Raw genomic sequence first — 20,686 nt, forward strand, 5'->3', positions numbered from 1 at the left:
GAGGCGTGAGGCCTGGATGTCGTACGGCATCCAGGCCTCACGGCTGTCAGGCGTCGGGGATGTCCCGCTTGGCCCTGATCAGGGTCTCGCGGGTGATGACGACGATGCGTTCGTAGTCGGCGCGGGCTGCGTCGGAGGGGAGAAGGGGGTCGAGTTCGGCGGTGGCCTCGGTGCCGATGACGGCGAAGTTGCCGTCGGTGAGTTCGAAGAGGTCGGGGCAGGTCTCGCCGGACAAGCTGCCTCGTTGGCGTGGGGTCCAGCCCAATCTTCGGGAGATGAGGCGGACTTGGGGGTCGTCGAACACCACGGTGGGCTCCTCTGCGGGGGTGTAATGCACGACTCGCCTGCGACAGGATCGTCACATAGGCGGACTTGGCGCAGGCTATTCATAGATGACCCGCCAAACCTCGCTTTAGACCCACTCGTTAGCGTGATCACATCAGCGGTGACCCCACCACCCACCACTCGTCCGGGTCGTCCGCCCGCTCCTCCAGGATGGCGTCGACGGCCCGCCCGACCCTGGCCTCCAGTGAGTCCTCGGGGAGTTCACGACGGTGTTCGGCCGTGCGTTCCCAGTACTCGGCGAAGACGCCACCGCGGCACAACACACGCAGATGTCCCCGGAGTTCGTCCCAGTCGACCGAGCCGACCCGGTACGAGAGCAGCATGGCCGCGTACCAGCGGTTCACGAACAGGATCTGGCGGCGCTTCTCCTCGGACACGCCGGTCAGCGAGCTGGCGGCGTCGGCGAGCGACGGGTCGTCCAGGGCGCGGCCCTGGTGTTCGGCGATCAGGCGGTGGTGCTGGATGAGGTTGGCGCGGCGGATCTCCTCGGTCATGAGCGTCAGCTGCCCCACGAGCGCGGACAGCAGTTCCTCCTGGCGCCGACGGCGGGCACCCCGGCCGAAGAGCGCGCGCAACGGTGTGGTCATGGCAACGAGTCCCCCCTGGTCGCGGACCCTCATGGTGCCCGGCGGTCCGGGTCCGCGCTCGGGGCGGAAAGGGGGCGCACGGAAGGACGCCCGCTCAGGGCTCAGGCGCGGTTCTTCGCCTCGTCGTACGCCTGCCGTGCCTTCTCCACCTCGCCCATCCGCCGTTCCGTCCACAGCGCCAGACCCCGCACCTGTTCCGCCGCCTCCCGGCCCAGGTCGGTGACGGAGTAGTCCACTCTCGGGGGGATCACGGGCTGGGCGTCGCGGTGGATCAGGCCGTCGCGTTCGAGGGTCTGGAGGGTCTGGGTGAGCATCTTCTCGCTGACACCCCGGCCGCCGAGGACGTTGATCGCCCGGCGGAGTTCGCTGAAGCGGTAGGGACGGTTCAGGAGCTCGATCAGGACCAGGACACCCCAGCGGCTGGTGACGTGCTCAAGGACGAGGCGGTGGGGGCACATCGCCTCCGCGTCCTGCCCGGATGCCATCGACGGGCGAGCATTACTTACTGCCATGCCAGTACCTTACTTCAAAGTGGGTACTTTCCATCAGTTAGCGCAGCCCCTATGGTTAGTGCATCCGCACCCCACAAGGAGATCGCACATCATGAGCATCGTCGTCACCGGAGCCAACGGTCACCTGGGCCGCCACGTCATCGAGCAGCTGCTGGAGAAGGTCCCGGCCGACCAGGTCACCGCCGTCGTGCGCAGCGCGGACAAGGGCGCCGAGTTCGCGGCGAAGGGCGTGCAGATCGCCGTGGCCGACTACAACACCCCCGAGACCTTCGACAGCGTCTTCGCCGAGGGCGACAAGGTGCTCCTCATCTCCGGCAGCGAGGTCGGCAACGACCGCCCGGGCCAGCACACGGTCGTCATCAACGCGGCCAAGGCCGCCGGCGTGGCCCTGCTCGCCTACACCAGCGCCCCCGGCACCCTCAGCGCCGCGCTCGCCGACGACCACCGCGCCACCGAGAAGGTGCTCCTCGCCTCCGGCCTGCCCTACGCCCTGCTGCGCAACGGCTGGTACCACGAGAACTACACCGAGAACCTCGGCCCCACCCTGGAGCACAACGCCGTCGTCGCCGCCGCGGGCGAGGGCCGGGTCTCCTCCGCCTCGCGCGCCGACTACGCCGCCGCCGCGGCGGCCGTCCTCACCGGCGAGGGCCACGAGAACCAGACGTACGAGCTCGGCGGCGACACCGCGTGGAGCTTCGCCGAGTACGCGGCCGAGCTCAGCCGGCAGACCGGCAAGGAGATCGCCTACAACAACGTGCCCGGCGAGGCCCTGGTCGGCATCCTGACCGGCGCCGGACTGCCCGAGCAGTTCGCCCAGGTCCTCGCGGGCGTGGACGCCTCCATAGCCAAGGGTGAGCTGGTCGTCGACTCCGGTGACCTGTCGCGCCTCGCCGGCCGGCCGACCACCCCGCTGGCCGACGCGATCGCCGCCGCCCTCAAGGGCTGACGCCACCCGCAGCACCTCCCACCCCCGCCTGTCATGACCGTATAGCGATACGGGCATGACAGGCGGGGGCGCCCGGCGTTACCTTCATCCGGGCGACGCATACGAGAGGGAGGCCCCGTGACCGGGAAGCCGAGCGGTGAGCAACGCATAGGACTGCTGAACGGCTTCGCCGCATACGGGATGTGGGGACTGTTCCCCCTGTACTTCCCGCTGCTGAAGCCGGCCGGAGCGTCCGAGGTGCTGGCCCACCGGATGGTGTGGTCCCTCCTCGTCGTCGCCCTGGCCCTGATCGTCCTGCGCCGCTGGAAGTGGGCCGGGGAGCTGCTGCGCCAGCCCCACCGCCTCGCCCTGGTCGCGGTCGCGGCGGCCGTCATCGCCGTGAACTGGGGCGTCTACATCTGGGCCGTGAACAACGACCGGGTCGTCGAGGCCTCGCTCGGCTACTTCATCAACCCGCTGGTCACCATCGCGATGGGCGTGCTGCTGCTCAAGGAGCGGCTGCGGCCCGTGCAGTGGACGGCGGTCGGGGTCGGTGCCGGTGCCGTGGTCGTACTGACCATCGGATACGGGCGTCCGCCGTGGATCTCGCTGATCCTCGCCTTCTCCTTCGCCACCTACGGTCTGGTGAAGAAGAAGGTCAACCTGGGCGGCCTGGAGTCGCTGGCCGCCGAGACCGCGCTGCAATTCCTGCCCGCGGCCGGATATCTGCTCTGGCTGGCCTCGCACGGCAACGCGACCATCCTCACCGAGGGTCCCGGGCACGCCGCGATGCTCGCCGGGACCGGTCTGGTCACCGCGCTCCCCCTCATCTGCTTCGGAGCCGCCGCGATCCGCGTGCCGCTGTCCACCCTGGGCCTGCTCCAGTACCTGGCGCCGGTCTTCCAGTTCCTCCTCGGCGTCCTCTACTTCGGCGAGGCCATGCCGCCCGAGCGCTGGGCGGGCTTCGCCCTGGTCTGGCTGGCCCTGTCGCTGCTGACCTGGGACGCGCTGCGGTCGGCCCGCAGGGCGCGGGCGCAGCTGGCCAGGTCCGCCGCCGCGGTGGCGACCGGCGCCCTCGTCCCCGTACCGGACAGGGACACCGTCGCCGCCGGACCCGACCCGGTGGACGCGCGGCCGTAGCCCGCCACCACGGCATGCCACGTACGGCACGGCACGCCAGGTCACGGCACGCCACGGCTTCGATTAGGACAGCCCCCGACCCAGTGCGCCGCTATAAGTGACCGCATGACGCAGACAACACCCGCACCGACGCCCGGCCCCGCCCCCGTGCACTGGAAGCTCGTGATCGACTGCGCGAACCCGCAGTCCCAGGCCGACTTCTGGGCCGCCGCGCTGCACTACGAGGTCGAGGACAACGACGCCCTCATCCAGCGGCTCCTGGAGCTCGGCGCGCTGCCGCGCGAGGCCACCGTCGAGTTCCACGCCCGGCTCGCCTTCCGCGACCTGGTCGCCGTACGGCATCCCGAGGACCCCTACGACAAGGACAGCGGCACCGGGCTCGGGCGGCGGCTGCTGTTCCAGCGGGTGCCGGAGGAGAAGACCGGGAAGAACCGGCTCCATCTCGACCTGCATCCCGGGGACGGGCTGCGGGCGGCCGAGGTCGAGCGGCTGACCGGGCTCGGCGCGAGCGTGCTGCGGGAGGTGAAGGAGCCCTCGGGCGCGTGGGTGGTGATGGCGGACCCGGAGGGGAACGAGTTCTGCGTGCAGTGATCGGCCACAGAGGGATGACCGGCTATAGAGGGATGACCGGTATACGAACACCGCTGTCCTGATACCGCTCTTGACGGAGAGTTAGTCACAGCTTCACCATCCAGGCACCCCATTCGCTGTGGAATCCCTGTGATTCCCGAGGAATTCGGAGCCCCCCACATGAAGCTCTCGGTTCCCGGACGCGCGACGGCCACCGCCGTCACCGCGGCCGCGACGCTCCTGATCGGCGGATCCATAGCCGGGGCGGCCCCCGCCCCGCACCCCGCGGTGGCCGCCGCCCCGGACATCCCCCTCGCCAACGTCAAGGCTCATCTGACCCAGCTCCAGTCCATCGCCACCGCCAACGGCGGCAACCGCGCGCACGGCCGCGCCGGCTACAAGGCATCCCTCGACTATGTGAAGGCGAAGCTCGACGCGGCCGGATTCACCACCACGATCCAGCAGTTCACGTCCTCGGGCCGCACCGGCTACAACCTGATCGCGGACTGGCCGGGCGGCGACACCAACCAGGTCGTCATGTCCGGCTCGCACCTCGACAGCGTCACCGCAGGACCCGGCATCAACGACAACGGCTCCGGCTCGGCGGCCGTCCTGGAGACCGCGCTGGCCGTCTCACGGGCCGGCTACCAGCCCACCAAGCATCTGAGATTCGCCTGGTGGGGCGCCGAGGAACTGGGCCTGGTCGGCTCCCGCTACTACGTCAACAACCTGTCCTCGACGAACAGAGCGAAGATCAGCGGCTATCTGAACTTCGACATGATCGGCTCCCCCAACCCCGGCTACTTCGTCTACGACGACGACCCCGCGATCGAGAAGACCTTCAAGGACTACTACGCCGGCCTCGGCGTCGCCACGGAGATCGAGACCGAGGGCGACGGACGTTCGGACCACGCGCCGTTCAAGAACGTCGGCGTCCCGGTCGGCGGGCTGTTCAGCGGCGCCGACTACGTCAAGACGGCGGCACAGGCGGCCAAGTGGGGCGGTACGTCGGGACAGGCCTTCGACCGCTGCTACCACTCGTCCTGCGACACCTCGTCCAACATCAACGACACCGCGCTGAACCGGAACAGCGACGCGATCGCGTACGCCGTCTGGGCGCTGTCGTCGTAGCCGCCTGGCCTACTGGCTGAGCTTGCGGGCGCGTTCGGCGAGCCGGTTCATCCGGGCGTGGGCGGACTCCAGCTGCTCGATGTCCTCGGCCGCCGGACCGTCCTCGTGCGTCAGTTCGGTCCACAGCCCGATCAGGTCCACGCCCATGCGCAGGCCCAGCTCCGGGTCGCGTACGGCACGCCAGGCGGTCGCCGCGCTCTGGACGTTGCCGTACGCGGCCTCCGCGTCCCGGGCGCGGCTGCGGGTCCTCGCCAGGTCCAGGGAGATCCCGAAGGCGCGCGCCGGGTCACCGGCCAAGTAGGCGATGTACGCGGTGAGTTCGAGCAGCCGCAGCACCTCCGGGTGCTCCGCGCCGAGCGCCGCCGAGGCCTGCGTCACGGTCTGCTCGGACAGCCGCGCCGCCTCCTCCACCCGCCCTTCCTTGACCGCGTCGTTGATCCGGGCCATCGGCTCGGCGAGCATCGCGGTGCCGCCCCCGTCGTACGCGGTCGCCGGATCGTCCCCGAGCACCGCCTCGGCCACGGCGTCGAAGCCGCGCGGCGGGGTGGGCTTGGGGTCGGGGTCGTCAAGGGCGGCGACGGCCAGGTCGAGGACAGGCGGCTTGGGCGGCGACTTGGGTGCGGGGGTTGCCCGGGCGGGCTGGGCCTGTGCCGTGGGTGCGTCCATCACCGGCGGGGGGCCGAACTGGCCCGTCGGCGGCGCGACCGTGCCGGGCGCCGCTTTCTCCACCCACTCCGGTACGGCCCGCAACCGGAACGTCGGCACGGCGTCCCGCGGCTCCTGCGCCGCGGACTCGGGCACCGACCGCAGCGGGAAGGTCGCGGGCTCGGACGGGGCACGGAGGAGATGGGTGGGCTTGTCACGCGGGGGGTGATCGCCGGCGGCGTCCGCGGGAGCGGGTGCGGTGAGCGGTGCGTCGGCTGTAGGGGCAGGCGCGGGACCGGGTGCGGTGGGCGGCGTGTCAGCCACGTGGGCCGGTGCCGCGGGTGCTGCCGGTGGCGTGGGCGGCGTGGCCGACGTCATCGGTGGCGGGGGCAGCTCCTCCTGGCCCGCCGCGGTCGGCCATGCCGTCTCCCCCACGCCGGCCGGCGGAGCCGTGCGGCGCGGCTCCGCCGTGAACTGGCTGGAACCGTCCCTCTCGATCAGCAGGGCAACGACATAGCCGATGCGCTCGTCGCGGACCGTGGCGTGGACGGGGTGTCCGGTGGCGAGGGCGATGCGGTGGAGGTGGTTCAGGACCGTCTGCTGGATCTCCTCGCCGGGGACGGCACCGACCGGAACGCCACCGACGGTGGCACCGCCCGGTCCGACCAGCACATCGAGCGGCGCCGCCGCGAGCACGGCACCCTGCTGTTCCCGCTTCTCACGGCCAAGTCGCGACATCGTTCCCTCACTCGGTGCGTCGGGGAGTGGGCGGACGGCGTGTTCGGGTCCCATGGTGCTCCCTCCGGCCCTCGGCCTGCCGCTCCCCCGGCGTCAAGAGCCGGTCGTACCCGTACTGTTGAGTAGTCTCTCCGCTCGCTCCCGGTACTCACGTCACCGTGGCGTCACAGACTCGTCCCAGGCGAGACGGGAGACGTCTCGGGAAGGAGAGCGCAGGTGCAGCAGGGGCCGGAGATCTGGATCCGCGGGCCGGTGGCCGTACCGCAGGGCCCGCCCCCGGAGCCCGCCCACGCCACCGCCACGGCACGGCGCTTCTCCTGGGTCGGCACCCACGGCGGCGCCGGCACCTCCACTCTCTCATCCGTCTACGGCGGCCATGACTGCGGCCGTGACTGGCCCGGCCCCGCCGATCCCCCGTCGGTGCTGCTAGTGGCCCGTACCCATGCGGCCGGGCTGGCCGCGGTACTGCGCGCGCTGGAGCTCTTCCGGCGCGGCGCGGCTCCGCCGGGGCTCGACCTCGACGCGGTGGTCCTGGTCGCGGACGCGCCGGGGCGGCTGCCGAAACCGCTCGCGCAGCACGTCAAGGTCATCGAGTCGGTGATCGACGTGTACCGGGTCCCATGGGTGCCGGACTGGCGGCTCGGCGATCTGTCGGGGCACCCGCCGCGCGAGACGGCGTCCCTGGCCCGGCTGACCGGCCCGGCGGGAAGGCCTCACTGAGGGGCCTCCCTGGCATCACCGGGGGCCTTTCCCTCTTCACCGGGGCCCCTTTCCCTCTTCACCGGGGCCCTTCCCCCTTCACCGGGGCCCCTTTCCCTCTTCACCGGGGCCCCTTTCCCTCTTCACTGGGGACCCTTCCCCTCTTCACCGGGGACCCTTTCCCTGATTGCTTGCGCGCGCATATAATGCAGATGCGTGTAATCGCCGTACGTCATCGATGCCTGGAGTCCCCATGACCCGCCGCTTCCTGTTCCTCCTGGCCAGCAGCCGCAGCGACGGCAACACCGAACTGCTGGCCCGCCGGGCCGCCGAGCAGCTGCCCGCGGACGTCGAGCAGCGGTGGATCGACCTCGCGGCGCATCCGCTGCCCGACTTCCAGGACCTGCGGCACGACAGCGACCATGTGCGCCCCACGGACGGGACCACGGGGCTGCTCTTCGACGCCACGATCGCCGCGACGGACATCGTGATCGCGTCGCCGCTCTACTGGTACTCGGTCTCCGGCCACGCCAAGCGCTACCTCGACTACTGGTCGGGCTGGCTGCGCACCCCCGGCATCGACTTCAAGGCCACGATGGCGGGCCGCACTCTGTGGGGCGTCACTGCGCTGGCCCACGAGGAGTTCGAGGTCGCCGACCCGCTGATCGGCACGCTCCACCACTCGGCGGCGTACATGCGGATGCGGTTCGGCGGGGTGCTGCTCGGCAACGGCAGCAAGCCGGGTGACGTCCTGGGCGACACGGAGGCGCTGGCGCGCGCGAAGACGTTCTTCGCCCAGGAGGCGCCGCTCGCGCGCTTCCCGTACGAAGAGGTCTGAGCTACGCCGTGATGTCCTTCGCCGTGAATCTCGCCCACGCCGCCGAGCCGAACACCGCCGCGTACAGGGCCTGGAGGCCCAGGTTCTTCTGGAGGTCGTCCCAGTAGACGGGCTCGCGCATGAGGTCGGCGAAGGACAGCCAGTAGTGCGAGAAGAAGTACGGCTGGAGCGCGTGCAGTTGGGGGATCTGGTCGAGGATCTGGACCGTGATGAGCAGGCCGACGGTCGTCGCCATCGCCGCGATACCGCTGCCGGTGAGGGTGGAGACGAAGAGACCCAGGGCGGCCACGCCGGTCAGTGACGCGGCGACGACCAGGGCGATGAGGAACGCCCGGCCCAGTCCCTCCGTGAAGGTGATCCGCGTACCGGAGATGGTCGTCAGATCGCCGAGTGGGAAGAGGAGAGCACCCACGGCCAGCGCCGAGATCGCCACGACCAGCGTTGCCACCACGCAGAACGTCATCACCGTCGCGTACTTGGTGAGCAGCAGGCGGGTGCGGCCGGCCGGGGCGACGAGGAGGTAGCGCAGGGTGCCGGCGTTGGACTCGCCGGCGATCGCGTCGCCCGCGATCACGCCGATGGCCATGGGGAGGAAGAAGGGGAGGGTGGCCGCCAACGCCGTGAACACCAGGAAGAGGCCGTTGTTGGTGACCTGGGAGATGAAGGCGGGGCCGTCTCCTCCGCCGCCGCGGCCCTGGCCCACGCCGCCGCCATCGCTGGTCTCGATCTTGATGGCGATGCCTACGAGGATGGGGACAGCGGCGAGGACGGTGAGCAGGGCGAGGGTGCGCCAGCGGCGGAAGGTGGTGAGCAGTTCATTGCCGAAGAAGGTGCCTCGGAGGGTTGTTCGGCGGCTGACGGTCAGTGGGGGCTGGTCGCGCGGTTCCCCGCGCCCCTTAAAGGCCTTCAGCTCAGCCTGCGACATCGAAGCCCTCCCCCGTCAGGGCCACGAAGGCGTCCTCCAGGGAGGCCCGTTCCACGCCGAAGCCTCGCACTCTTACCCCCGCCGTCACCAACGCCGCGTTCAGCTCCGCCAGTTCGCTCTCCGGGGGCTCTGCCGTCACCCGGTCCTCCGTGATGACCACGTCCGCCGCTCCCTGTTCCTTCAGCACCCTCGCCGCCTCCCCCGGGTCCGGCGTCGTCACGACCAGGCGGCCCCGCGTGCCCGCCGCCAGCTCGGCCACCGGGCCCTGGGTGATCAATCTGCCCTGCGCCATGACCGCCGCATGCGTGCACACCTGCTCGATCTCGTCCAGGAGGTGCGAGGAGAGGAAGACCGTGGTGCCGTCGGAGGCCAACTCGCGGACCAGGGAGCGGATTTCACGCATGCCCTGGGGGTCGAGGCCGTTGGTGGGCTCGTCGAGGACAAGTAGCTTGCGGGGCTGGAGGAGGGCCGCCGCGAGGCCCAGTCGCTGCTTCATGCCCAGCGAATACGCTTTCGCCTTCTTGCCGGCCGCCGCCGACAGGCCGACCCGGTCCAGGGCCGTCGCGACGCGGGTGCGCCGGGTGCGGGGGTCGGCGGTCGGGTCCGCGGCGTCGTAGCGGACGAGGTTGTCGCGGCCGGAGAGGAAGCCGTAGAGGGCCGGTCCCTCGATGAGGGCGCCCACCTGCGGGAGTACGGCGCGGGTGGCGCGCGGCATGGGGTGGCCCAGGACCCGGGCCGTGCCCGATGTGGGCTCGATCAGGCCCATCAGCATCCGGATGGTGGTGGTCTTGCCGGAGCCGTTGGGGCCGAGGAAGCCGAAGACACTGCCCGCCGGGACGGCCAGGTCGAGACCGTCGACGGCGAGCTGCCCGCCGCGGTAGCGCTTGGTGAGTGCGCGGGTGTGGATGACGCTGTCACCCGCGCCCCCGGAATGCGACTCCGTGGCGGGCGGCTGGTCCATCGGCTACCTCGTTCCCCTCATTCCTTCGTTCCCCCGGTCCCCCGGGTCCCCGGTCCCCCGGTCCCTCGACAAGTGGGTCCGTACGGTGGCTACTTCGCCGCGTCCGCCGCCTTCACCAGCGCGTCCTTGGTCACGGCGCCGACGTAGACCTTGCCGTCCTCCGTGATCAGGGCGTTGATCAGCCGCGTCTTGAAGACCGTGCCCTCGCCGAACTTGCCGCTCACCTTGTCGCCGAGCGAGTCGAGGAAGCCGCCGAAGGCGCCGCCGGCCTCGGAGCCGGACGGGATGCCCTGGCCGCCGGTGTCGAAGGCGGCGATGGAGTCCCAGCCGTCCCCGATCACGTTCAGCCCGTCGAGGCCGGCGCCGAAGCCCTCGGCACCGGAGGGCTTGGAGTGCTCCCGCGGGGCGGCCGTGCTGTTGCTGTCCTCCTCCGTGACCTTCGCGCCCTTGGGCGGGGTGAAGTCGAAGGTGGACGCGGCCGGCGCGGCGAAGCTGACCTGGGTGAAGCCGGCGTCGACGACGGCCGCGCCGCCGCTCGACGGGGTCAGCGTGAACTTCAGCGGCATTCCGGTCTTCGCGTCCACGGCGACGGTGATCTGGCCGATCGTGGACCCGTCGTCCTTGGGCTTGATGACGAGCCGGTACGCGTCCCGGCCGGCCACCTGCGCGGTGCCGTCGACCGTCACGGAGGTGGTGTCGTCGACCGCCTTGAGGGCCTCGTCGGCGAAGTCCTTGGGCGTGGCCGGGGCTTCCTCGTCGCGCTGGGCGCTCTCGTCGGCGGTGGCGTGGAAGACCTCGTTGGACTTGCTGTCGTAGCCCCACACGTCCTTGCCGTTGTGGATGAGGCTGTACTCGGCGGCGTCCTCCAGCACCGAGACCTTCTGCTTGTCCGGGCCGTCGGAGGCGACGCGCAGGGTGTGCGTGCCGGTGGCGAGTTCGGTCAGCTTGGTGGAGGGGTCGGCGGACGACCCGTCTCCGCCGGACCGCGAGCCGCCGCCCGTGAAGGCGTCCCCGAGCCCGCCGAAGTCGGGCAGCCCCAGATCCGTGCTGATCTTCACGGTGCCGGACAGCTGCTGTACGTCCGACGCGGCGATCTTCTCGATGAGTTGCTGTGCGCTGATCTTCGGCAGGTCCGGGTCGCCGGAGTCGGCGAGCGCGGGGACGAGCCCGATGGTCGCCGCGGCCACCCCCACGACCGCGACCGGGACGACGTACCGCGCGGCCTTGCGACGCCCTGCGCGCAGGTCCTCGGCCTCGTCCGCGAGCGTGGTGTCGTCGGATTCGTACGGTGCCATGTGTGCCCTACCTCCGTCGTCGGCGGCGGCGTCCTCTGAAGCGCTCCCCCTGCCTAGGGAGGTGCCCCCCACGTCCAACCCGTAGCCGCCATTCTCACCCGAATCGGTGAGGATTGGTGTTTTCCCGTGGTTCCCATCTGACCAAATCGGCGGCGGCGGGGCGTCAGCCCGCGGGCTCAACTCCACGTACACCTGGGGTATGACACACGGAGGCGGCGCCTCCCCCGACCCGTAGGGGTCGCACGGAGGACGCCGCTCCGGACACGCTGGTCAGCCGCGCAGGAACACGTAGTCCGCGCGGTACGGCACTCCGACGATCTCCCCCGGTGTGCAGGCACCGGCCGGAGCGACTCCGCCGACGGTGTTGAGCCGCAGGATCTCGGTCGTACGGGCCAGCAGACCGCGCTGCTTGCCGGACTGAGTGGCCTTCAGGTCCAGCTCCGGGATGTTGCCGTCGCCGTTCGGGGTCCGGGACAGGACGGCGCCGGTGACCGCGCTGCCGTCGGGCGCGACCCACTGCGGGGTACCGGAGTTGGGGGCCACGAACGAGTGTGCGATACGGCCGCCGAGCACGGCGCTGACGTCCCGCTGGGCGAAGGCGTACCCGCCGCCCGTGGCCGCCTTGCACTCGTAGATCTGCTCGCCCTTCACCACGGACGCCTGGACGTTCTTCAGCGCGTCACGGAAGTCGAAGCCGGCGACGGTGACCTGGTGCAGCTGCCCCCGCACGGCTCCACCGGGGAACTGCTTGGTGTGCAGATTGGCGTAGAACGAACCCGGGTCGGACTTCAGCGCGTCGAGCAGCGCCGCGTCCTTCACCGTCACCGTGCCGGTGACGCTGTGCCCCCTGGCCTTCCCGAGCACCTTGCCGAAGTCGACCTTGACGTCACCGTTGGCCCCCTTGGCGCCCTGGTGGATGTGCAGGGCGGTCGGCCGGTCGAGCCCGCGCCACTTCACGGCGACGGAGACCTGGTCGCCCTGCACCTCGACGAACTCCAGCGCGGCCCCGTCCGCGTCCCCGGCGGGCACCTCGTTGGCCCCGCGCAGACTCGTGGCGAGGACGGTCGCGGTCTCGGTGGTGTTCCCGACGGCCGAGGCCGAAGTGGGCACAGCCACGGCAGCCACGGCAGCCACGGCGACAGCGCTGACGATCAGCCTCTTACGCATGAACGTGTCTCCCCGTTTCCCGGAGCCGGCACCCCCTGCGCCGACTTCCGTGGAGACATACGGGACAGATCCCAGCCTGGACTCAGCCCAAATATGTGAGCGGCATCACATTGATGCCGCCCGGGGGTGCGGGAAACTGCGCGACCAGCCACAACGGACCCGCACCCGGCACCAAAACAGCAAGCCCCGAGACTTACCCCGCCCGATGCACCACGGCGTCACAGAGCTCGGTCAGCGCAGCCTTCGCATCGCACTCCGGCAACGGAGCCAGCGCGGCCCGCGCATCCTCCGCGTAGCGAACCGTGTCCCGCCGAGCCTGCTCCAGCGCGGGATGCGTCCGCAGCGCCCCCAACGCCTCCGCAAGCCGCGCGTCATCGGTCAGATCGGAGTCCAGCAGCTCGCACAGCGCCGCGTCCTCCGCCAGCCCCAGCCGCGCCGCCCGCTCGCGCAACCGCAGCACCGGCAGCGTCGGAATGCCCTCGCGGAGATCCGTCCCGGGCGTCTTCCCCGACTCGTGGGAGTCGGACGCGATGTCGAGCACGTCGTCCGCGAGCTGGAAGGCGACGCCGAGCCGCTCCCCGTACTGCGTCAGCACATCGACCACCGACTCGTCGGCGCCCGACATCATCGAACCGAACCGGCACGCCACCGCGATCAGCGAACCGGTCTTGCCGCCCAGCACATCCAGGTAGTGCTCGACCGGGTCCCGGCCGTCGACCGGTCCGGCGGTCTCCAGGATCTGTCCGGTCACCAGGCGTTCGAACGCCTCGGCCTGGATCCGGACCGCCTCGGGGCCGAGGTCGGCGAGGATCTGTGAGGCGCGGGCGAACAGGAAGTCACCCGTGAGGACGGCGACGGAGTTGCCCCAGCGGGTGTTCGCGGCGTCGACACCGCGCCGCACCGTCGCCTCGTCCATCACGTCGTCGTGGTACAGCGTCGCCAGATGGGTCAGCTCGACGACCACCGCCGACGGCACCACGCCGGGGGCGTACGGGTCGCCGAACCGAGCAGTGAGCATCACAAGAAGCGGCCGGAAGCGCTTGCCGCCCGCGCGGACGAGATGCTGTGCGGCCTCCGTGATGAAGGGGACCTCGCTCTTGGTGGCTTCGAGCAAACCCTCCTCGACAGCAGCCAATCCGGCCTGGACATCGGCTTCGAGAGCCTGGTCCCGCACGCTCAGCCCGAACGGCCCGACGACGGTCACGAGGGGTCTCCTGTCTGCTGGTGTCTACTGGCGCTTACGCGGTTTGTCGATAGGTCGCTGCCTTCACTCAAGTCAGCGTATCCGGTCACCTTTCGATCACCGTCGCCCCCCACCCGTGCAGCGCGGGCGGTATCGGATCACGGCCGGTATGTTTCTGATCACCTGAAAAGAACGGATATCTATCGAGTTAAACGGAAGTAGTGGAGTGTGTCTCGAACCAGTGTCGATGTAGAGCCCGGAAGTCAGCCACCCCCCGAGGACGACACCGCCTTCTTCGGCCAGCCGAAAGGCCTGCTCACCCTCTCCGGTCTGGAGGTCTGGGAGCGCTTCTCGTTCCTGGGCATGCAGGCCATCCTCGTCCTGTACTTCGCCGACTCGGTGGCGAACGAGGGCATGGGCATGTCGGCCGGAACCGCCGCCTCCGTCTCCGCGGCCTACGGCACCCTCGTCTACCTCGTCTCCGTCGCCGGCGGCTGGCTCGCCGACCGCATGCTCGGCTCGTACCGCGCGGTGCTGTGGGGCGGCATCCTGATCGCCTGCGGGCACTACTCCATGGCCGTGCCGACCTCGGCCATGACCTGGGTGGGCCTCGGGCTGATCAGCGCCGGCACCGGGCTGCTCAAGCCCAACGTGGCCACCATGGTCGGCAAGCTCTACCGGACCGACGACGAGCGGCGTGACGCCGGTTTCGCCCTCTACTACATGGCGATCAACATCGGCGCCTTCGCGGGCCCCCTGATCACCGGCTGGCTGGGCGACCACAAGGGCTGGCACTGGGGTTTCTCGGCCGCCGCGATCGGCATGACCTTCGGGCTCGTTCAGTACGTCGCCGGGCGCCGTCACCTGGCCGGGCGCAAGCACGCCGCCGAGTTCGCGCTCGCTCGGGACGCGATGCGGCGGGCGGTGCGGCTGATCGTCGTCGGCGTCGTGGCCGTGGGCCTGGTCGCCACCGCGCTCGCCCTGGCCGGCTGGCTGACCATGGACCGGTTCGTCGACCTGCTCACGCTGATCTCGGTGATCGCGCCGGTCGTCTACTTCACGGTGATGTTCACCAGCCCCCGGGTCACTCCGGAGGAACGCGGCCGGCTCAGGCCCTACATCGTGCTCTTCCTCGCCTCGACGGTCTTCAACTTCATCCTCTTCCAGGCCTACTCCACGATGATGCTGCTGGCCTCGACGAACGCCGAGACGACGATCCTCGGCTTCGACTTCCCGGCCAGCTGGTACGCCTCCGCGCTGGGCGCCTTCGAGGTCGGGCTCGCGCCCTTCGTGGCCGCGCTGTGGGTACGGATGGGCCGCAGCCAGCCGCACGCCTCCAACAAGATCGCCATCGGCGTCGTACTCGGCGGTCTCTCGTTCCTGCTCATGGTCGTGCCGACGAGCGGGCACGGCAGCGACGACTACCTGATGTCCGTCTGGTGGATCGTCGGCTCCTACCTGCTCCTGGGCCTCGGCGACATCCTCCTGGAGACCTCCGGCATGTCCGCCACCACCAAGCTGGCCCCGGCCGCCTTCTCCAGCCAGACCATGTCCCTCTGGTTCCTCTCCCTCGCCCTCGCCAACGGCATCCAGGCCCAGACGGTGAAGCTCTACGACGATGTCTCCCACCCGGCCTACTTCGGCGTCAACGGCGCGATCGCGGTGGTCGCGGGTCTCGCGGTGATGGCCGCCGCGCCGTGGCTGCGCCGCACCATGCACCCCGTCCACTGAGGTCACAGCGATGAGCCTGCACATCCGTACGTCCTTCCCCTACGAGACGGCCCACGAGGATCTCCGCATCCCGCTCCCGGACGGGACGCTGTTGTACGCGCGCGTGTGGCGGCCGCTCACCGAAGAACCGGTACCCGCTCTGCTCGAATACCTGCCGTACCGGCTGACCGACTGGACCGCGCCCCGCGACTTCCAGCGCCACCCCTGGTACGCGGGCCACGGCTACGCCTCCGTGCGCGTCGACGTCCGTGGGCACGGCAACAGCGAGGGGCTGCCGACGGACGAGTACTCGGCGACCGAGCTGGCCGACGGGGTCGAGGTGGTCAACTGGCTGGCGGCGCAGCCCTGGTGCGACGGCCGGGTGGGCATGTTCGGCATCTCCTGGGGCGGTTTCAACTCCCTCCAGATCGCGGCCCTCGCGCCCGAGCCGCTCAAGGCGGTCGTCACGGTCTGCTCCACGGACGACCGCTATGACAACGACGTGCACTACATGGGAGGTTCCGTCCTCGCCGTCGACATGCACGCCTGGGCCGCCACCATGCTGGCCTTCGTCTCCCGGCCGCCCGACCCGCAGTACGCGGGCCCGGCCTGGCGGGACCTGTGGCTCGAACGCCTGGAGCATGTCGACCCGTTCATCCACACCTGGCTGAACCACCAGACCCGCGACGCCTACTGGCGGCACGGCAGCGTCTGCGAGGACTACGGCGCGATCGACGCGGCGGTCCTGGCGGTGGGCGGCTGGCACGACCCGTACCGCGACACGGTGCTGAGGCTCGTCGAGCAGCTGCCGCCGGACCGGGTACGCGGGCTCATCGGCCCCTGGTCCCACCAGTACCCGGACCGCGGGCTGCCGCCGGGCCCGGCGATCGGCTTTCTCCAGGAGACCCTGCGCTGGTGGGACCAGCACCTGAAGGGCGTCGACACCGGCGTCATGCGCGAACCCCTCCTGCGGGCCTACGTCAGCGACTCCCACCGCCCCGCCACGGTGTACGACACCCTCCCCGGCCGCTGGGTCGGCGAGCCGGCCTGGCCCTCCCCGCACGTCACGACCATCTCGTACGGCCTCCAGGGCGCCCCCGTCCTCGTCCGCTCCCCGCAGCACACGGGGGTGGACGCCGGGCGCTTCTTCCCGTTCGGGAACGACGCCGACCTGCCGCCCGACCAGCGGGAGGAGGACGCCCGCTCGGCCTGTTTCGAGTTCGCGGTGGGCGAGGAGACCTGGGTGCTGGGGCGGCCCCGGGTGCGGTTGCGGGTGACGTGCGAGGTGCCGCGCGGGCAGGTGATCGCACGGTTGTGCGATGTGGCGCCGGACGGTGCGTCGACGCTGGTCACCCGGGGCGTGCTGAACCTGTCGGCACGGCACGGGCGGGACCGGGCGGTGCCGTGGGAGCCGGGGGCGACCGGGGAGGTCGTCTTCGACCTGAACGGCATCGGGCATGTCTTCCCGCCGGGCCATCGCATCCGGCTCGCGGTCTCCTCCGCGTACTGGCCCTGGATCTGGCCGCAGCCCGAGTCGGAGGCCGGGTTCACGCTGGACCCGGCGGGCAGCTTCCTGGAACTGCCGGTGCGTTCGCGGGAGTTGGACGGCGACATCGCATTCGGGGAGCCCGAGCAGTCGGAACCACTGGGCGTGAACCACCCGGCCACTCTCGACGAACCCCGCCCCGAGCGGCTCGTCGTCCGGGACGTCGCCACGGGCGAGTGGCGACTCGAGGTCGACCCCCGCTACGGCGGCACCCGCGTCTACCCCGACGGGCTGGAGTTCACCGAGGACGCGTTGGAGACGTACTCGGTCAACGAGACCGACCCCCTGTCGGCCCGCGCCCGCTCGGACTGGTCGATCCGGCTGCACCGGCCGGAGCTGGGCTGGGACACGACCGTCCGGACCCGCTCGGAGATCACCTGTGAGTCGGCTGTGTTCCTGACCTCCAACGAGGTGATCTGCACGGAGGGTGGCGAGGTGGTCTTCCACCGGACCTGGGAGAAGCGGATTCCACGAACGGCCGGTTAACTGCGAGTTGGGCCGCATTGCCCGATTTGCCACTCTTGCGCTTGACGGTGAGTTGGCTCACTTCACCCTGTCCGAAAACCCCGGAATTCCGGGCCTCACAATCCACGCACCAAGGTCAACAGGTGCCATCTGTGAATCCGGTACTTGTTTCGGACATGTGCAGTCGCATACGTTCCCGGCCCGGGTGGACGCCGAATCCTGCCGCCACCCGTAGATCGCTCACACAGAGAACTTCACGGCAGGAGCGGGGGACCCAGGTAAGTCGCCGGACCGGGCGTCTTCGGACATACCGGTACGGCTTGGGGTGAAGTCATGCCTTCTTCGGCATGGCCGGGCAGCTCCCGCCCGAACCCGACAGCTCACCTCGCAGGCGACGGAGAGGAACTTCGTCATGCGTCTGTCCCGCAAGCTCGCCGTCACCGGTGCCGCCATCGCCGCGCTCGCCTTCCCCGTCGTCGGCGCGACCACCGCGTCCGCGGCCACCACGACCACGGTCACCGCCACCTCGCTCGGCTACTCCGACAGCCTCGACGGCTGGATCCGCGCCTCGCTCCAGGTCATGGCCCAGAACGGGATCCCCGGCTCCTACGACGGCATCTACCGCAACGTCATCCGTGAGTCCTCGGGCAACCCGTACGCCATCAACAACTGGGACTCCAACGCGATCGCGGGCACGCCCTCCAAGGGCCTGCTCCAGGTGATCGACCCGACCTTCAACGCGTACCACGTGGCCGGCACCTCGTGGAACTCCTACGACCCGGTCGCGAACATCACCGCGGCCTGCAACTACGCGGCCGCGGTGTACGGCTCGATCGACAACGTGTACGGCGCGTACTAAGAGCCGCTGAAGAGTCTTTCGAGGACGACGGCGACGCCGTCGTCCTCGTTCGACAGGGTCACCTCGTCTGCCACGGCCTTGAGTTCGGGGTGGGCGTTGGCCATCGCGACGCCGTGGGCCGCCCAGTCGAACATGGGGATGTCGTTGGGCATGTCGCCGAAGGCGAGGGTGTCCCGCGGGCCGAGGCCGAGGTACTCGGCGGCCAGTGCGAGGCCCGTCGCCTTGGTGATGCCGCATGGCTGGAGTTCGACGGTGCCGGGGCCGGACATCGTCACCGTCGCGAGGGAACCGACGACTCCGCGCGCGGTCGCCGCCAACTCGTCGTCGGACAGGGCGGGGTGGCGCAGCAGCACCTTGCTGATCGGCTCGCACCACAGGTCGTCGCGGCGGCCCACCCGCACGGCGGGCAGGGTCGGGTGCGGCATCAGATACCCGGGCTCGATGAGCGTGAGGCCGTCCACACCGTCCTGGTCGACGGCCGCGTAGACCTGGCCGACCTCTGCTTCGATCTTGCCGAGCGCGGTCTCGGCCAACTCCCGGTCCAGGGTGACCGACCACAGCAGACGGTCCGCGCCCGCGTCGTAGACCTGCGCACCCTGCCCGCACACCGCGAGCCCGGTGCTGCCGAGGTCGTCGAGGAGCGGCCGCACTCTCGGGGCCGGCCGGCCGGTCACCACCAGATGCCGGGCCCCGGCCGCCGCCACGCGCGCGAGAGCGGCGAGCGAGCGGTCGGAGAGCGTGTCGTCGCCCCGGAGCAGGGTTCCGTCCAGGTCAGTGGCGACGAGTGAATATGCGGTGGGTGCGGCCATGATCAGAGAATACGGATGGAATCCCCCGCCGACTCGACGCGAACCGGACGGCCGCACCTTTCACATCCGTTGACGTCCGCTCCGGTTGGCGCTCACGTCGAATCCCGCAGCACGACATGGGAGTTGGGTCCTCGAAGGGCCGGCCGCGGTTCCGGCGAGTCCGGGGCGCGGTCGGCATGACTCTGTGAGCGTGCACAGAACAGAAGCGTTTCACCCCTTGTCAATGGAGAGTGTGTCGGGTTACCTACTTGTTGCTCGCGGGTGTCGCCCCACTCCGAAATATGTGCACGCTCACAGACACCGGGGCATTCTCTTGCCGATCCCCGGGGGCCCACCCATGCCGCACGACGCTCGGGGTGGTGGCGACCCGCCGGACCCGACGGCGGCCGGGCCGCCGTACCGGCAGGTGCGGTCGAGGTGTTCCGCGAGCCGCGCTGACACCTCTGTTCTTGTGCTGTGAAAGGACTCTGACATGCGTAGACGCAGTGTGCTCACCGCTGCGGGAGCCGCCGCGCTGGCCGTCCCCGTGCTGGGCGCGGTGCCGGCTGCGGCATCAACAGGCGGGCGCCGCCTGGAGATCCGGGCCATGGACATCTCCTCGCTGCCCAAGAACGAGGACCACGGCGCCGTGTACCGCACCGCCGACGGCCACCGCGAGGACCCGGTCCGGCTGCTCGCCCGCTCGGGGATCAGCCACGCCCGGCTGAAGGTGTGGGTCGACCCGGTCGACGGCTACAACACCAAGGCGCACATCCTCCCCCTCGCCCGCCGGCTGAGGCGGGCCGGCATCGGCATCTGGGTCGACTTCCACTACTCGGACACCTGGGCCGACCCGGCGCACCAGACCAAGCCGGCGGCGTGGGCGGGCCTGGACGTGACGGGCCTGTCCCGTGCGGTGTACGACCACACGGCCGATGTACTGGGCGCGCTGCGGCGCCAGGGCACCCCGGCCGCGTTCGTCCAGGTCGGCAATGAGATCAACGGCGGCATGCTGTGGCCCGAGGGCAAGAACTGGGGCAGTGACGGCGGGGGTTGGGGCAATCTCCTCCTGCTGCTGAAGGCCGGGCTGAGCGCCGCCCGGGACACCCAGCCCCGGGTGCGCACGATGCTGCACATCGCCGCGGGCGGTGACAACGGCACGTCTCGCTGGTGGTTCGACAACGCGGTCGCCGACGGGCTCGACTTCGACATCATCGCCCAGTCGTATTACCCCTTCTGGCACGGCGGGCTGGACGCGGCCGCCGCCAACTTCGCGGACATCACCGCCCGTTACGGCAAGCCGGTGGTCATCGCCGAGACCGCGTACCCGTTCACGCTGAGCAGCGAGGACGACGTCAACGACATCCTCAACAGCCCCGCGCAGCTCACCCCGGGCTTCCCCGCCACCCCCGAGGGCCAGGCCGCGTGGCTGCGCGCGGTGGCCGACCTCATGGCCGCCGTCCCGGGCGGTCAGGGCCTCGGCCACTGCTACTGGGAAGGCGCCTGGACCTACCGCTCCGGCAGCGGCTGGAATCCGGAGGACCCGGCGTCCGGCAACGCGTGGGAGAACCTCGCCCTGTTCGACTTCGAGGACCGGGCACTGCCGGGGCTGAGGACACTCGGCCGATACCGGGGCTGAGGACGCTGGGCCGGTACC

At 70.4% G+C, this 20,686-nt stretch carries 20 protein-coding genes and 1 riboswitch; of the genes, 10 read left to right on the forward strand and 10 right to left on the reverse strand.

Translation table 11 applies throughout. The features are described 5' to 3' along the window. Positions 1-46: 46 nt before the first annotated feature. From OG866_RS18040 to OG866_RS18050, 3 genes are all read right to left on the reverse strand, one after another. Positions 47-304 (reverse strand): hypothetical protein, encoded by a 258-nt coding sequence (locus OG866_RS18040; protein ID WP_329344170.1) that lies wholly within the window; start codon positions 302-304, stop codon positions 47-49. 130 nt (positions 305-434) lie between these two features. Next, a complete protein-coding gene (locus OG866_RS18045; RefSeq protein ID WP_329335906.1) occupies positions 435-932 on the reverse strand; it encodes a DUF6082 family protein in 498 nt (165 codons plus the stop codon). 101 nt (positions 933-1,033) lie between these two features. Then, entirely contained in the window at positions 1,034-1,444 is a 411-nt protein-coding gene (locus tag OG866_RS18050) for a winged helix-turn-helix transcriptional regulator (RefSeq protein WP_329335908.1), read from the reverse strand. A gap of 91 nt (positions 1,445-1,535) precedes the next feature. Between OG866_RS18050 and OG866_RS18055 the strand changes: the two genes are divergently transcribed. The 4 genes from OG866_RS18055 (at position 1,536) to OG866_RS18070 (ending at position 5,210) form a co-directional block, all read left to right on the forward strand. After that, positions 1,536-2,390: an SDR family oxidoreductase gene (locus OG866_RS18055; protein WP_329335909.1), complete on the forward strand. Its 855-nt coding sequence runs from the start codon at positions 1,536-1,538 to the stop codon at positions 2,388-2,390. A 180-nt stretch (positions 2,391-2,570) separates the two neighbouring features. Beyond that, positions 2,571-3,509 (forward strand): EamA family transporter RarD, encoded by a 939-nt coding sequence (gene rarD / locus OG866_RS18060; RefSeq protein ID WP_329344172.1) that lies wholly within the window; start codon positions 2,571-2,573, stop codon positions 3,507-3,509. Between the two features lie 105 nt (positions 3,510-3,614). Then, entirely contained in the window at positions 3,615-4,100 is a 486-nt protein-coding gene (locus tag OG866_RS18065) for a VOC family protein (protein WP_329335911.1), read from the forward strand. A gap of 159 nt (positions 4,101-4,259) precedes the next feature. Continuing rightward, positions 4,260-5,210: a M28 family metallopeptidase gene (locus OG866_RS18070; RefSeq protein WP_329335912.1), complete on the forward strand. Its 951-nt coding sequence runs from the start codon at positions 4,260-4,262 to the stop codon at positions 5,208-5,210. A gap of 9 nt (positions 5,211-5,219) precedes the next feature. Here the strand turns inward: OG866_RS18070 and OG866_RS18075 are convergent, their stop codons facing one another. Next, the gene (locus OG866_RS18075; RefSeq protein WP_329335914.1) at positions 5,220-6,593 is read right to left on the reverse strand and encodes a tetratricopeptide repeat protein; all 1,374 of its coding nucleotides are present in this window, start codon (positions 6,591-6,593) and stop codon (positions 5,220-5,222) included. Between the two features lie 216 nt (positions 6,594-6,809). Here OG866_RS18075 and OG866_RS18080 point away from each other — a divergent pair, with 216 nt between their 5' ends. Both OG866_RS18080 and OG866_RS18085 read left to right on the forward strand, forming a co-directional pair. Further along, complete coding sequence (locus OG866_RS18080) at positions 6,810-7,313, forward strand: DUF6668 family protein (RefSeq protein WP_329335916.1); 504 nt, start codon at positions 6,810-6,812, stop codon at positions 7,311-7,313. 232 nt (positions 7,314-7,545) lie between these two features. Then, on the forward strand, positions 7,546-8,130 hold the full coding sequence (locus tag OG866_RS18085; RefSeq protein WP_329335917.1) for a flavodoxin family protein: 585 nt from the start codon (positions 7,546-7,548) through the stop codon (positions 8,128-8,130). A gap of 1 nt (position 8,131) precedes the next feature. Here OG866_RS18085 and OG866_RS18090 read toward each other — a convergent pair whose 3' ends face one another. The 5 genes from OG866_RS18090 to OG866_RS18110 all read right to left on the reverse strand — a co-directional run bounded on the left by OG866_RS18090 (position 8,132) and on the right by OG866_RS18110 (position 13,682). Continuing rightward, the gene (locus OG866_RS18090) at positions 8,132-9,055 is read right to left on the reverse strand and encodes an ABC transporter permease (protein WP_329335919.1); all 924 of its coding nucleotides are present in this window, start codon (positions 9,053-9,055) and stop codon (positions 8,132-8,134) included. Continuing rightward, the gene (locus OG866_RS18095; RefSeq protein ID WP_329335920.1) at positions 9,042-10,016 is read right to left on the reverse strand and encodes an ABC transporter ATP-binding protein; all 975 of its coding nucleotides are present in this window, start codon (positions 10,014-10,016) and stop codon (positions 9,042-9,044) included. Before OG866_RS18095 ends, OG866_RS18090 begins: the two co-directional genes overlap by 14 nt. A gap of 89 nt (positions 10,017-10,105) precedes the next feature. Further along, on the reverse strand, positions 10,106-11,311 hold the full coding sequence (locus tag OG866_RS18100) for a LolA family protein (RefSeq protein ID WP_329335921.1): 1,206 nt from the start codon (positions 11,309-11,311) through the stop codon (positions 10,106-10,108). A 270-nt stretch (positions 11,312-11,581) separates the two neighbouring features. Further along, positions 11,582-12,478 carry a CHRD domain-containing protein gene (locus OG866_RS18105; protein WP_329335922.1) on the reverse strand — a complete coding sequence of 299 codons (897 nt, stop codon included), beginning with the start codon at positions 12,476-12,478 and terminating at the stop codon, positions 11,582-11,584. 193 nt (positions 12,479-12,671) lie between these two features. Further along, positions 12,672-13,682, reverse strand: coding sequence for a polyprenyl synthetase family protein (locus OG866_RS18110; protein ID WP_329335924.1), 1,011 nt, complete (start codon positions 13,680-13,682; stop codon positions 12,672-12,674). Positions 13,683-13,889: 207 nt separating this feature from the next. Between OG866_RS18110 and OG866_RS18115 the strand changes: the two genes are divergently transcribed. From OG866_RS18115 to OG866_RS18125, 3 genes are all read left to right on the forward strand, one after another. Then, positions 13,890-15,392: a peptide MFS transporter gene (locus tag OG866_RS18115; RefSeq protein WP_329335926.1), complete on the forward strand. Its 1,503-nt coding sequence runs from the start codon at positions 13,890-13,892 to the stop codon at positions 15,390-15,392. Positions 15,393-15,408: 16 nt separating this feature from the next. Continuing rightward, the gene (locus tag OG866_RS18120; protein WP_329344173.1) at positions 15,409-17,403 is read left to right on the forward strand and encodes a CocE/NonD family hydrolase; all 1,995 of its coding nucleotides are present in this window, start codon (positions 15,409-15,411) and stop codon (positions 17,401-17,403) included. Between the two features lie 206 nt (positions 17,404-17,609). Further along, positions 17,610-17,791: riboswitch (cyclic di-AMP (ydaO/yuaA leader) on the forward strand. A 3-nt stretch (positions 17,792-17,794) separates the two neighbouring features. Then, complete coding sequence (locus OG866_RS18125; RefSeq protein WP_329335928.1) at positions 17,795-18,241, forward strand: transglycosylase SLT domain-containing protein; 447 nt, start codon at positions 17,795-17,797, stop codon at positions 18,239-18,241. Here OG866_RS18125 and OG866_RS18130 read toward each other — a convergent pair. Further along, positions 18,238-19,050 (reverse strand): HAD family hydrolase, encoded by an 813-nt coding sequence (locus tag OG866_RS18130; RefSeq protein ID WP_329335930.1) that lies wholly within the window; start codon positions 19,048-19,050, stop codon positions 18,238-18,240. The two genes, OG866_RS18125 and OG866_RS18130, sit on opposite strands and share 4 nt — an antisense overlap. Positions 19,051-19,522: 472 nt before the next feature. Here OG866_RS18130 and OG866_RS18135 point away from each other — a divergent pair, with 472 nt between their 5' ends. Then, positions 19,523-20,668: a glycoside hydrolase family 53 protein gene (locus OG866_RS18135; RefSeq protein ID WP_329335932.1), complete on the forward strand. Its 1,146-nt coding sequence runs from the start codon at positions 19,523-19,525 to the stop codon at positions 20,666-20,668. Positions 20,669-20,686: the final 18 nt, after the last annotated feature.

It is taken from the genome of Streptomyces sp. NBC_00663, assembly GCF_036226885.1.
Classification (GTDB): Bacteria; Actinomycetota; Actinomycetes; order Streptomycetales; family Streptomycetaceae; genus Streptomyces.